Origin of the sequence: Amycolatopsis kentuckyensis, assembly GCF_041679295.1 — a bacterium.
In the GTDB taxonomy this organism is placed as follows: domain Bacteria; phylum Actinomycetota; class Actinomycetes; order Mycobacteriales; family Pseudonocardiaceae; genus Amycolatopsis; species Amycolatopsis kentuckyensis_A.
The window spans coordinates 1-13,475 of the sequence record NZ_JBGDMD010000017.1; the positions used below are offsets into that span (position 1 = coordinate 1).

Here is a 13,475-nt window from a genome sequence, read left to right on the forward strand (position 1 = left end):
TCAGGTGACATGAATGGGTCGTTCATGGTGTTCGGGGTGGGGCTGGAACAGCTGTCCTGCCAAAGCCCTTCCGGCACCCCGAAGCTGTCATTGTGACTACGGCCGGCAACACCGCGTCAAGGCGGGAAAGATGCCTTGACCCGGTGTTGCCGGCCGTGTTGTGGCTTCGGATCGGGGTGCGGGGGAGTCTGGGTTCTCGTTGGTGTCTGTTCTCGGGGGCCTCTCGCCTTTGTGGCCTGGCGATGCGGTGGGCAGTCAGTCGTTCCAGGCGGCGGATGGCATGAACGAGTCGTTCACCTCGTCAGATGCGATGAACGAGTCGTTCATGACCACCGGAACCGTCCCGCGGGCGGTGTCAGTCGCCGCGGCGGACCGGGCCGAGCAGTTGCTGCTCCTTGCCCGTCGTCACCAGCCTCAGCGGCCGCCACAGGTTGCGGCCCAGGGCCACCACCTGGTCGTCCTGCAACGTCGTCAGCTGGCGCATCATCTGGGGCGGCAGGCGCCAGATCCGCGCCGCCAGCTCGGCCTGGCCCGCCGGGAGCCGCTGCATCAGGACCAGGTCCGCCGCGTTCGCCGTCGCGCCCGCCTGGGGGTGCAGGTACGGGAGCACGTAGACCGTCGTCTGCCAGGGCGACCGCGGCGGGAACAGGTCCTGGGGGGTCGGGCCGCCGTCCGTGACGACCAGCAGCGGGGCGTCCTCCGACGGCCGCGGCAGCTCGACCGGGGACAGCCGGCGGATCTGGACCAGCGGCGACGGCCGGCCGTCGCGGGTGCCGGCCGCGCGGGACAGCACCTGCCACTCCGTCGGACGTCCGGTCGCGACCACGACCCACGCGCCGACCGCCATCGCGCGCATCGCCACCTGGCGGGCCAGGTACAGCCCGCCCACCAGCACGATGCGCGTCGGCGTCGAGCGCAGCGCCGAGATCGTCAGCGGCTCGCCCTTGAGGCCCGAGCCGAGCACGATGCCGCCGCGGTCGCCCGACGGGCTGACCGCGTCGAGCATCGCCGGGTCGACCGTGAACTCCGGTGCGACCCCGAGGTTCTGCCCGGCGTCACGCATCCGCGTGCTCATGCTGTCCCTCCGATCGGCAGCGTCGCGGCGAACGCCGAAACCTGCAGCCCGCGCAACGGCGTCAGGTCGACGCCCAGCCGCTCCGACAGGCCTTGCAGCCGCTGGTCGGCGGCTTCGAGCTCACGCGGGTTGCGCGCGCTCAGCCGGACCACGCCGCGCAGCCCGATCTTGCCTTCGTCGGACGCGGGGGAGATCGACATCGCCAGCGTCGCCGACAGCGCGCGGACGCTCGTCAGCGCGTTCAGGCTGCTGGTGATCTTGCCCTTCGGCCAGCCGGTGATCGCGTAGCTCGCGTGCCCGATGCCCGCCGCCGTCACGCCGGACCAGCGCTCCTGCAGCGTCACCTTGCTCGGCGAACCGGCGACGGACGTCAGCTCCGCGGCCGAAATGCTCGCGCGCAGCAGCTCGTCCGGGTCGAGCGGCCGGGTCGGCACGCCCTGGGACTCCAGCGCGTTGCGCACCCGCGAAAGCGCGCCGATCAGCGCGCGGTGGGCGCCGACGACGCCGCCGCCGCGCTCGCGGATCGCCGCCGGGCAGCGCCGCGGGTCGAGCCGGATCGCCACCCACGTCGTCCGCCGCGCCGCCGCGGGCAGCGGGCCGAGCACCTCCATGTAGGAGCTGAGCGCGGGCGAGTCCGCCGGCAGCGCCGCGCTGCCGGGGTAGCAGTGCCAGATCGTCTGGATCGAGTCGAGGACCACGCCGCGGTCCTCGAGGCAGGGCGCGAGCGCCGACAGCGGCAGGCTCGGCGCGCCGCCGGCCTGGGTGATCAGCGCCGGCGTCGGTTCGACGAGCAGTACCGCCGTCCACGTGCCGTCGTTCCACGCGAGGCCGACCTGCTGGCGCTCGTGGTCGACGCCGTGCGCCACGACGAGGTCCGGGACCGCGACGCGCAGCAGGTTGACGCGGGCGTCGTCCGGGCCGGTCACCGTGGTCTCTTCGGCGGCCAGCTCCTCGACGGTGCTCGGCGGCAGCGGCTCGGCGACGCGATCGTGGGAGCGGAAGGAGTAGCGCAGCGTCAGGCCGATCCACTGGGTGAACCAGCGGCCGCGCCAGCGCAGCAGCGCGACGATGAGGGCGAAGCCGACGATGCCGACGCCGACCCACTTCAGCGACATGTCGATCGCCAGCAGCACGAGCCCGACGGCGAGGCCGACCTCGAGCACGACGAGGTTCGCGACGGGCAGCGGGCCGAGGTTCACGCCCGAGGAGCGCCGGCGGGCGGGCGGTGCCATCCGCACCGGGCCGGGCGGGGGAGTGGCCGGGCCGTCGTCGGGCCCCTGGGGACCGCTGGGGCCACTGGGCCCACCAGGACCACCGGGACCGCCACCACCGGGGCCGCCAGGTCCGCCGGGACCACCAGGTCCACCGGGGCCGCCGGGTCCACCCGGGCCACCGGGACGTCCGCCCGGGCCGCCGGGACCGGGACCGGGGCCGCCGGGACCGCGCGGGGGCATGCTCGGTCCGCCGGGGCCACCACCGGGTCCGCCGGGGCCACCAGGACCGCCCGGGACACCTCCGGGACCGCCGGGGCCACCGGGTCTCACCGGACGGGGTGGCGGGCCCGGCTGGCGGCCGGGCGGCGGGGGCCCGGGCGGGCCAGGCGGACGTGGAGGGTTGGTGACGGACATCCGCGCTTTCTCTTCCCCTCGTGCTTGCTGCGTACCCGGAAGCCGGGTCCCGGGGTGTCCGACACTAGCTTGAGTTGGTAGAAACCCCACACCAGACGGTCCCCGTACGGCTATCCTGCGGAACCGTACCGCGACGGGGAGAGCTGTAGGTCGAGAATGCCATCAACACCCACGACTAAGTCTCAGGTTCAGGCGTACAAGTTCGTCCTGCGGCGGATGCAGTCGGCGCTGGTCCGGCGGGACGCCGTGATGCTGCACGACCCGATGCGCACCCACACGAGGGCGACCATCGTGGGCGTCGTGCTGGGCGCGCTCGGCATGATCGTGTTCGTCGTCTGGGGCCTGCTCAGCCCGGCGCCGTCGGTGCCCGAGGCCGGGAACATCGTGATCGGCGAACAATCCGGCACGGTCTACGTGGTGATGGCGGGAAACCCGAAAACCCTTGTCCCGACGTTCAACTTGGCTTCGGCCAGGCTTCTCCTGCTGGCCCAGCAAAAGCAATCGAGCGCGGGCAGCGCCGGCGGGGCGACGGCGGCTCCCGCGCCGGCCGCGCCGAGTGCCGCGGCTGTGAAGAATCCCACGGTCGTTTCCGACGAGCAGCTGAAGGACATTCCGCGCGGAAAACTGACCGGAATTCCGGACGGCCCGCAGCTGATGCCGTCGGATTCCCAGCGCATTACCCCCAACTGGTCGGTGTGCGACCAGGTCGTGCTCGACCCCACGCGGCCGGTGCCCGACGACGCGAACCTGACCAACACCTATGTTTTCGGCGGCGTCGCCCCGAGTGCGCTCGGCACCGAGCTCGGGGAAAAGGAAGCGCTGCTGGCGAAGGCGGACAACGGTAAGACCTACCTGATCTACCGGCTGCCGAGCACGCAGAACCGCCCCAACGCCAACACCGTCCGCGCCGAGATCGACACCAGTGACACCCACAACGCGGTTTCGACGGCGCTGCAGCTGAACCAGAAGCCGCGGAAGATCACCCAGGGCCTGCTGAACGCGATTCCCGAAGTTTCGCGCCTGACCCCGCCGCAGATCCCGGACGGCGCGGCCCCGGGGAACTTCGGGGGGCTGAGCGCGGGCGATGTCTTCGCCACGCAGCCCGCCGGTGCGGACCCGGAGTTCTGGGCGATCACCACGGGCGGCATCCAGAAGGTGTCCAACGCCGTCGCCGACATCATGCGCGTGGCCAAGAACGGCAGCTCCGGCCGGATCCAGACGATGGGCCTCGACAAGCTGAACGGCGTCCGCGTCCTCCAGCCGACCGACCCCGACTACATCCCGGTCGACGACTTCCCGCGGTCGGTCCCGACGGTGCTCGACGCGACGAAGAACTCCGCGGTCGCCTGCCTCGGCTGGTCGGTGGTCGGCGACGGTCCCAACCGTGACGGCCACACGTCGGTGTACATCGACACCCAGCTGCCGGGCCAGAACAGCCACGGCGCCAAGTTCGCCACGACGAAGGTCACCACGCCGGGCCCGAACCGCGTGCCGATCACCGGCTTCTACCTCCAGCCGGGTTTCGCCGCGGTGGTGCAGTCCGCCACCGGCCAGGCCAGCTTCGGCAAGGGCGCGATCCAGCTGATCTCCGACCGCGGGGTGCGCTACAGCGTCCCGGACGCGGCGACCGCGGACGCGATCGGGCTGAACAACCGCCAGCCCGCGCCCGAGTCGATCATCGGCCTGCTCCCGACCGGCGCTTCGCTGAACACCCAGGACGTGCTCAAGCAGTTCGACTCGGTGCCGATCGACCCGAACGCCGGCTCGTTCCCGACCCAGACGCAGCAGGCGGGCGGCTGAGGCGGAACCATCGGGCGGCGGCGGACGTCACACGCCCGAAGGATCTTCCGGCGAGCGGAGAGGTGCCATGGCCGGCTTGAGGATGGACGGCGTGGTCGTCGCCGAGTACGCCCGGACCGCCGAGGAGGCCGCTGACGACCTGCACGCGGCCGCGGCGGACGTGGGCGGCGGGGGCGTCTCCGGCGAGTCCTACGGCGCGCTGGGGGCCCAGATCGGCCTCGGTGAGTCGTACGGCCGCGCGGCCGACGCGTTGCGGCGCCAGCTGGTCGACGGCGCCGAGGCGCTGAAGTCGGCCGCGGAGGCGCTGCGGCACGTCACGGTCCGCCACAGCGGGCAGGACGCCGAAGCCGCGGAGCTCATCAAGCGCGCGGGCAGGCCGGAATGATGTTCGCCGAGCCGGAGGGCTCCACCGACTCCATCCCGCACCCGCTGGCGAAGCGGACGGCCGCCCCGGCGGCCACCGCGCCCGCGGTGGCGTTCGCGCCGGACGCCGAAGGCGACGACATCGCCGCCACGGCCGAGCCGTACCTGGCCTACCTCACCGACGTTTCCCGGCAGCTGGGGCTGATCGACCCCGTCGAGACGTACTTCCGGCCACTGATCGGCCGCTGGGGCGACCTCGGCGCCGAAGCCGGGCGGCTGCGCTCGGCGGCGGCCGCGGCGGCCGAGGTGTCCACGCGGCTCGACGACCGCCTCGGGCGGCTCGACGCCGGCTGGGCGGGCCGGGACGCCGACGCGTTCGTCGCGTACATGCGGGAGATCGGCGCCGCGGGCGGTGACCTCCAGGAGGCGCTCACGGTCCTCGCCGGCGCGCTCGACGAGCTGGTGACGACGCTGCGCCACGTCGTCGTCGACCTCGCCGAGGTCCTGGTCGACGCCGCGGACCTGATCTCCGAGACGATGATGCTGCCCAGCGGCGGCACCAAGCGGGCGCGGACGCAGCTGCGGGAGACGCAGGATTCGGCGAAGGCGCTGTACGAGACCGCGCGGGACGTCCTGGAGGCGTTCGACCGGCTCTGCGACGGCGTCGACGACCCCGATGCGACCACGCGCAGCATCGAGATCGCGCACCGGTACCCGGACGAGCGGTTCCAGCTGCACGAACCGGAATCCGGTTCGACGGCCGCCTCCGGCTCCGGTGAGCCGACCACCGCGGCCGCCGCTGGTTCCGGCGGTGCCGACGAGGTGATGACGCCGTCGTCGGCGAGCGGCGATCCGGCGGAACCGAAGCACACGGGCGTCGGCACCCCCGACGCGGCGCAGCCGGCCGACGCGGCCCCGCAGCCGGCGCCGGCCCCGGACAGCTCGGCGAACCACAGCGCGTCGGGCATGCCGATGATGCCGATGATGGGCTTCGGCGCGTTCGGCGGCGGCGGAGGTGGCGGCCGTCGCCAGTCGAAGACGCGCCCGACGACGTCCCCGGCGGAGCTGCTGGGGGAGCCCGGTCTGGTCGCCCCGCCGGTGATCGGCGAGGACGAAAACGCGCCGAAGCAGAAGCAACCGCCGGCCCCGCCGGCGAAGTGAACGAAGTCCGGCCCGCGGGCCGGACTTCGTTCAGCGGCGGGTGGAGCCGGTTTCGGCCGGGCGGTTGCGGCGGATCGTGCGCATCACGAACAGCGTGATCAGCAACGCCACCAGACCGCCGCCGGTGCCGGCCAGCGCCACGACCATCGGGGTCTTGTTGTTGTCGCCCGCGGGCGGGAGCTGGGCCAGCTGCGGGGGCGGGATCGGCGCCTGGTTCCCCACCTCGGACGGCAGGATCTGGGTCAGCGCGGCCACCGGGTCGATGACCCCGTAGCCGACGAAGTTGTCGCGCCCGCCCGGCGCCGCCGGGTGCTGGGCCGTCTCCTTGATGCGGTTGATGATGCCCTTGGCGTCGAGGTTCGGGAACTTGGCCTTGACCAAGGCCGCGAGGCCCGACACGTACGGCGCCGCGAAGCTCGTGCCCTGGATCGCGCTGGCCTTGTCGCCGCTCTCGAACGTCAGGTTCGCCAGGCCGTCGGAGCCTTCGGCGGGGTCGAGCGAGATGATCTGCGTCCCCGGCGCCGCGACGCCGACCCACGGGCCGTGCACGCTGAACGGGGCCACGCTGCCGGTTTCGTCGATCGCGCCGACCGACAGCACGTCGTCGGCGAACCACGGCGGCGTCACGATCGTCTTCGGCTTCCTCGCGTCCGGCTGGTCGTTCTGGGGGCAGGTGTCCGTCGCGTTGCCCGCGGCGGCGATGACCACGACGCCCTGCGACGCGGCGAAGTGGACGGCGGCCTGGACCTGCTGCTCACCGTCGGTGATGCGCCCGTCGGCGGCGCGGCAGTTGTCGACCGACATGTTGATGATGTCGGCCTCGTGCCGTTCGGCGATGCCGCGGATGATCTCGGCCAGCGTCTTCAGCGTGCCCGCCGTGCCGGCCTTCTCCAGCTGGCGCCCGCCGTTCGACTGCCCGGGCGACGTCTGGTCGCCTTCGCCGGAACCGCCGCCACCACCTTCGGTGCTCGGCGGCAGCGACGACTCCGAGCCGGCGGGCGGGTTGGTGCTCGACGACGGCGTCCCGCTCGAGCTGGCGGGCGGGTTCGGGGTCGAGGTCGACGTGTCGGGCTCGTAGTTCTCGCTCAGCTGCCGGTAGGACACGATCGTGGCGTCCGGGGCGACGCCGACGAAGCCGACCTCCGGGTTGTCCGGCCGGGCCGCGATGATGCCGGCGACCTCGGTGCCGTGGCCGTCGCAGTCCTCGAGGCCGGGCTGCTTGCCGGCCGCCGTCGCGACGTACTCGCCGCCGGACTGGAGGCGGTCCTGCAGCCAGGGGTGCTTCGTCACGCCCGTGTCGACCACGGCGACCTTGACGCCCTTGCCGGCACCGCCGTTCGTGGCGGCCCGGACGATCTCCTGCGCCTTCGAGATCTGCAGGTAGTCCTGGCCCCACGGCCGGTTCTTCAGCACGATGTTCTGGCCGAGGGTGCTGCGCTGGACGCAGCCCTTCGACTGCTTGTACTTCTTGTCCGGCTGCCGGGAGTCCGGGATCAGCTTGCTCATGTCGACCGGCGGCGGGGTCGCGAAGTAGCCGTCGGCCGGGGCCGCCTGGGCCCACACCGGGACCGTCGCGCCCACCGGGGCCAGGATGCCGAGCGTGCCGGCGATCAGGGCCGTCGTGGTTCGCCTGGTCGTGCCGAACCGGCGTCCTGGAGCCATCCGAGAGTCACCCGATCCGGTCACTTGAAGTTCAGGTGCCGCAGGGTGGTGTACAGGTCCATCACACCCAGGGCGAGCGGGAGCACCGACGCGATGCAGATCGCTTCGATGATCTCCACCGTGCGCCGCAGCGGCGGCGAGAAGCGCTGGTTCGGGAAGATCACGCCGACCACGAGCGCACCCGCGGCGAGCAGGATCAGCGCCCCGAAGACGTAGAGCAGGCGGTTCTGCGCGCTCGCCGTGACGAGCCAGCCGATCCCGATGCCGGTCGCCGCGACCAGGCCGGTGGTGAGCAGGGCGATGGCCTGGCTGCCGTTCGCGTACGCGCGGGCGCGCAGGAGCAGCACGAGGGTCGCGACGACGCCGAGGATGATCCCGAACGCGCCGGGCGCGGTGGCGGCGATGATCGCGGACACCGCGACCGTGGCGCCGCAGCCGATCATCAGGCCGGTCATGTAGTTGTGCGCGACCGCCGTGCGGCGCTCGATCGCCCGGTAGTCCGGGAAGCCGGAGTCTTCCTTCAGCTCCTCGGCGTTGCTCGGGACGTGCGGCAGCGGCAGCTTCGCGAGCCAGATCGTGGCGCGCGGCAGGATCGAGATGCAGGCGAGGGCGACCGCGACGGTGCCGGCCGCGATGCCGCCCGCCGGGTGCGCGACGAGCGTGCCGAAGAGGAAGGCCAGCGCGCCGAAGGTGCCCGCGGTGGCGGCGGCGATGAACGTCGTGATGCCGGCGCCGATGACCATGATGCAGACCGACGCGACGATGATCACGAGGACCGCGCCGAGCAGCAGGTTCGCCCGCATGGAGAGGCCGGGCACGATGTAGAAGCCGCTGACGAACGCCAGTGGCAGCCCGCCGGCCGCGGCGATCAGGACCCCGGTGGCTTCGGCCTGGTAGGCCTTGGCGAGGGTGGCGCCGACCGCGACGCAGGCGATGGCGCCGATGCCGCCGGCGATGGCGGCGCCGAGCGCGCTGCCGCCGTAGAGCGAGCCGCTCATGAACAGCGCGATGGCGGCGGCGACCAGCGCCAGCCCGCCCGCGATGTGCCCGAAGCGGTTGGCCGTCTCCTTGGTCCACGGCCGGAAGCTGTCGGGCGAGGACTCGGCGATGGCGTCGACGACGTCGTCGTACAGCGGTGGCGGCGGGTTTTCGTTGCGCTTGCGCAGCTGGAGCAGTTCACCGTCGACGACGCCGAGCGAGGCGAGCGTCCGGCTCGGGTCGAGCGGGGCGTCACCCAGCTTGGCGAGCGCCCAGCCACCGTGCCGGGCCCCGCCGTCCGGCGACGACTCCTTGGCCATGTCCAGCAGCATCGGCAGGAGATCGGCCACCGCGACGTCGGCGGGCAACGCCACGTCGATCCGGGTGGACGGCGCGACGACCGTCACCCTGCTGAAAACTGTCGTGCCCGTAGCCACTGCACTGCCCCCGCTCGGTCGAGACTGCTCCCGGGGGAACTTATACCGAACCCCGGTGCGGGCATCACCGAACGTCCGAAAATCACCGGCAGCGGCCGGTCGGTTCCCGGAACCCGGCGTTACTGTCGGTGGTGGGCCCTACACTCGCGGGGCGAGGGTGGGGCAGCGCACGCGGGGTCTTCCGGCATCCGCCGGAATTCGTCCGAGGCGTTCGATAGGTTGTTCGCACCAAGCGGTGGCCGCCATCGTCGAGTTTGAATGAGGGGTCCTTCGATGAGCACGCTGCAGTTCAAGAAGTCGCCGCGGCTGGCGGCACCTCGGCCGCCGGGCGGTGAGGTGCACCTCGAGCCGCCGCCCGAGGTGCCGCGCGTCATCCCCGGGAACATCGTCATGAAGGCGCTTCCGGTCGTCATGATCGTCGCGTCGCTCGGGATGATGGTCTTCATGTTCCAGGCCAGCAACCGGAACCCGATGATGATGGCCATGGGCGGCATGATGGTCGTCGGCACGCTCGGGATGATGGCCGGCGGCGGGGGCAAGGGTGGCGGTGCCAAGCGCGCCGAGATGGACGAAGACCGCAAGGACTACCTCCGCTACCTGGGCCAGATGCGCGACCGCGCCCGCGAGGCGATGGTCGACCAGCGTGCCGCCCTGGAATGGGTGCACCCCGACCCGCAGTCCCTCTGGCCGCTGGCCGCCAGCCGCCGCATGTGGGAACGCCGGCAGAACGACCAGGACTTCCTGCACCTGCGCGTCGGGCGCAGCTCGCACCGCCTCGCGACGCGGCTGGTCCCGCCGCAGACCGGGCCGGTCGACGAGCTGGAGCCGATCGCGACCCTCGCGCTGCGCCGGTTCGTGCGCGCGCACTCGATCGTGCCGGACCTGCCGACCCAGATCACCCTCCGGGGGTTCGCCGCCGTCAGCATGCAGGGCGACCGCGCCCTCACCCGCGGCCTGACCCGCGCGATGCTCGCGCAGCTGGTCACCTTCCACAGCCCGGACGACGTCCTGATCGCGATCGCCACCGCGGGCCGCGCGAAGGAGGAGTGGGAGTGGGCGAAGTGGCTGCCGCACGTCCAGCACCCCACCCTGTCCGACGGCATCGGCCAGCTCCGCATGATGGCCGGTTCGCTCGCCCAGATCGAAAACTGGCTCGACGAAGAACTGCGTGACCGCCAGCGCTTCTCCCGCAACGCCACCCCGGCGCCGGACCAGCCGCACGTCGTGATCATCGTCGACGACGCCGAGGTCACCCGCGAAGAGCAGATCATCCTCGAAGAGGGCCTGGTCGGCGTCACGCTGGTCGACCTGTCCGACTCCATCGGCAACCTCGCCGCCCGCCGTGGCCTGCGGCTGGTCGTCGAACCCGACCGCCTCGGCGCGCGCAGCGCCGGCGGGGTCGAGTGGTTCGGCCGCCCGGACACCCTGTCGGTGGTCGAGACCGAGTCGCTGGCCCGCCTGATCTCGCCCTACCGCGTCGGCGGCGCGGCCGGGCAGGACGTCGGCGACGAAGAGCCGCTGCTGTCGAACCCGTCGCTGCTGGAGCTGCTCGGCATCCCCGGTGACCCGATGACCTTCGATGTGCAGCAGGCGTGGCGGCCGCGTCCGATCCGGGACCGCTACCGGGTCCCGTTCGGGGTCGGGGAGTACGGGCAGCCGGTGGAGCTGGACATCAAGGAAGCCGCCGCGGAAGGCATGGGCCCGCACGGGCTGTGCATCGGCGCGACCGGGTCCGGTAAGTCGGAGTTCCTGCGCACCCTGGTCCTGGGCATGCTCGCCACGCACTCCTCCAGCACCCTGAATTTCGTGCTGGTGGACTTCAAGGGTGGCGCGACGTTCCTCGGGCTGGACAAGGCCCCGCACGTGTCGGCGGTGATCACCAACCTCGCCGACGAGGTCACCCTGGTCGACCGGATGAAGGACGCGCTGGCCGGGGAGATGAACCGGCGGCAGGAAGCGCTGAAGAACGGCGGCAACTTCAAGAACGTCTGGGAGTATGAGAAGGCGCGGGAGAACGGCGCCGACCTCGACCCGCTGCCCGCGCTGTTCATCGTCTGCGACGAGTTCTCCGAACTGCTGGCGGCGAAGCCGGACTTCATCGACCTGTTCGTCGCGATCGGCCGGCTGGGCCGGTCGCTGCAGATGCACATGCTGCTGGCCTCCCAGCGCCTGGAGGAAGGCAAGCTGCGCGGCCTGGACTCGCACCTGTCCTACCGGATCGGCCTGAAGACGTTCTCGGCGGCGGAGTCCCGCGCGGCGATCGGGGTGCCGGACGCGTTCGAGCTGCCCTCGGTCCCCGGTGGCGGGTATCTGAAGTACGACACCTCGACCCTGGTCCGGTTCAAAGCCTCCTACGTCTCCGGCCCGTACCGGCCGGCGGGGATCCAGGCGGCCGGGCCGGCGGCGACGGTGGTGCGGGCGGACAAGCGCCCGCAGCTGTTCGTCCCGGACTTCGTCGAGCTGCCCACCGAACCGGAACCGCAGCAGATCGAGGCGGCCCCGGTCGCGGCGACGCCGCAGTCGGAGGAAGCGGTCGAACCGTCGGAGCTGGACGTGATCGTGTCGCGGCTGATCGGGCAGGGCCCGCCGGCGCACGAGGTGTGGCTGCCGCCGCTGAAGGACCCCAACTCCCTGGACACGCTGCTGCCGAACCTGAACCCGACCGACGACCGGGGCCTGTCCCCGGTCGGGTTCTTCGGCAACGGCCGGTTGCAGGTGCCGCTGGGGATCATCGACCGGCCGTATGAGCAGCGCCGCGACCCGTTGTGGGCGGACTTCTCCGGCGCGGCCGGGCACGGCGTGATCGTCGGCGGCCCGCAGTCGGGGAAGTCGACGATGCTGCGGACGCTGATCATGTCGATGGCGTTGACTCACACGCCGGAGGAGGCGCAGTTCTACTGCCTGGACCTCGGTGGCGGCACCCTGGCCGGCCTGGCCGACCTGCCACACGTGGGCGGGGTGGCGGTGGCCCGGCGGGAGCCGGACAAGGCGCGGCGGATCGTGGCCGAGCTGACCACCCTGCTGACCGAGCGGGAGGGCCGGTTCGGGGCGATGGGGATCGACTCGATGACCGAGTTCCGCAACCGCAAGCGGCGTGGGGAGATCCGGGCGGAGCAGGACCCGTTCGGGGATGCGTTCCTGATCGTGGACAACTGGCGTGCGTTGCGGGATGACTTCGAAGAGCTGGAGACCACGATCACCCGGCTGGCCACGCAGGGTCTGTCCTACGGGGTGCACGTGGTGATCGCCGCGAACCGGTGGGCGGACATCCGCCCGGCGATCAAGGACATGATCGGGACCCGGTTCGAGCTGCGTCTGGGTGACCCGACCGAGTCCGACATCGACCGGCGGGTGGCGGTGAACATCCCGGCCGGGCGCCCGGGCCGCGGCCTGACCCGGGAGAAGCTGCACATGCTGGGCGGGCTCCCGCGGATCGACGGGTCGAGTGATCCGGAGACGATCGCCGCCGGCGTGGCGGACGCGGTGGCGAAGATCAAGGCGGCGTGGCGGGGGCGGGTGGCGCCGCAGGTGCGGCTGCTGCCGGAGATGATCACCTACGAGGAGGTGCTCAAGCTCGACGCGCACCGGGATTCGAAGCTGATCCCGATCGGGGTCAACGAGGAGGATCTGCAGCCGATCTATCTGGACTTCAACGCCGAGCCGCATTTCTACGCGTTCGCCGACGGGGAGTCGGGGAAGACGAACCTGCTGCGGCAGATCGCCCGCGGTATTTCCGAGCGGTTCACCGCGAAGGAAGCGTTGATCCTGCTGGTGGATTACCGGCGCACGATGCTCGGATTCGTCCAGGGTGATTCGCTGCTGGGGTATGCGGTGTCGGCGGCGCAGCTGGAGAGCATGGTCGGGGACGTCTTCAATTCGATGACGCGGCGGTTGCCGGGTCCGGATGTGACGCAGGAGCAGCTGAAGACGCGGTCGTGGTGGAAGGGGCCGGAGCTGTTCATCCTGGTCGATGACTACGACCTGGTCGCGACGTCGACGAACAACCCGCTGCGGAAGATTTCCGACTTCCTGCCGCAGGCCAAGGATGTGGGTCTGCACCTGGTGGTGGTGCGGCGCACCGGTGGTGCGTCGAAGTCGATGTACGACCCGATCATCGGGAAGCTGAAGGAGATCGCGGCGCCGGGCATGGTGATGAACGGTTCCCGGGACGAGGGTGCGCTGGTGGGCAACATCAAGCCGTCGGCGATGCCGCCGGGCCGGGGCAATCTGCTGACCCGGAAGGCGGGCAAGCAGCTGATCCAGGTGTCGTGGATCAACCCCGACTGACGACGGCGGCCGGACGCGCTCCCGGCGGGGTGGGTAGGTTCCTCCCCGAGGGCGCGTCCCGCCGGCGGGACGTGGGGGAACGCG

8 protein-coding genes are annotated in these 13,475 nt (G+C 71.8%); 4 read left to right on the forward strand and 4 right to left on the reverse strand.

The window, feature by feature from the left end:
* Window positions 1-355: 355 nt before the first annotated feature.
* Entirely contained in the window at window positions 356-1,075 is a 720-nt protein-coding gene (locus ACERZO_RS45915) for a hypothetical protein (RefSeq protein ID WP_372672295.1), read from the reverse strand.
* Window positions 1,072-2,307, reverse strand: a complete 1,236-nt coding sequence (eccE, locus tag ACERZO_RS45920; protein ID WP_372672296.1) for a type VII secretion protein EccE — start codon at window positions 2,305-2,307, stop codon at window positions 1,072-1,074. The genes ACERZO_RS45915 and eccE overlap by 4 nt, the downstream gene beginning before the upstream one ends.
* A 552-nt stretch (window positions 2,308-2,859) precedes the next feature.
* On the opposite strand from eccE, the gene eccB reads away from it, so the two are divergent.
* The 3 genes from eccB to ACERZO_RS45935 all read left to right on the forward strand — a co-directional run bounded on the left by eccB (window position 2,860) and on the right by ACERZO_RS45935 (window position 6,027).
* Window positions 2,860-4,503, forward strand: coding sequence for a type VII secretion protein EccB (gene eccB, locus ACERZO_RS45925; RefSeq protein WP_372672297.1), 1,644 nt, complete (start codon window positions 2,860-2,862; stop codon window positions 4,501-4,503).
* A 67-nt stretch (window positions 4,504-4,570) separates the two neighbouring features.
* The gene (locus tag ACERZO_RS45930) at window positions 4,571-4,888 is read left to right on the forward strand and encodes a hypothetical protein (protein ID WP_372672298.1); all 318 of its coding nucleotides are present in this window, start codon (window positions 4,571-4,573) and stop codon (window positions 4,886-4,888) included.
* Window positions 4,888-6,027, forward strand: a complete 1,140-nt coding sequence (locus ACERZO_RS45935) for a WXG100 family type VII secretion target (RefSeq protein ID WP_372672418.1) — start codon at window positions 4,888-4,890, stop codon at window positions 6,025-6,027. The genes ACERZO_RS45930 and ACERZO_RS45935 overlap by 1 nt, the downstream gene beginning before the upstream one ends.
* A 30-nt stretch (window positions 6,028-6,057) precedes the next feature.
* On the opposite strand, the gene ACERZO_RS45940 is transcribed toward ACERZO_RS45935, so the two are convergent.
* Complete coding sequence (locus ACERZO_RS45940) at window positions 6,058-7,689, reverse strand: S8 family serine peptidase (RefSeq protein ID WP_372672299.1); 1,632 nt, start codon at window positions 7,687-7,689, stop codon at window positions 6,058-6,060.
* 20 nt (window positions 7,690-7,709) lie between these two features.
* Window positions 7,710-9,074: a type VII secretion integral membrane protein EccD gene (gene eccD, locus ACERZO_RS45945; RefSeq protein ID WP_372672300.1), complete on the reverse strand. Its 1,365-nt coding sequence runs from the start codon at window positions 9,072-9,074 to the stop codon at window positions 7,710-7,712.
* A gap of 303 nt (window positions 9,075-9,377) precedes the next feature.
* Between eccD and eccCa the strand changes: the two genes are divergently transcribed.
* A complete protein-coding gene (gene eccCa, locus ACERZO_RS45950; protein WP_372672301.1) occupies window positions 9,378-13,391 on the forward strand; it encodes a type VII secretion protein EccCa in 4,014 nt (1,337 codons plus the stop codon).
* The last annotated feature ends 84 nt before the right edge of the window (window positions 13,392-13,475 follow it).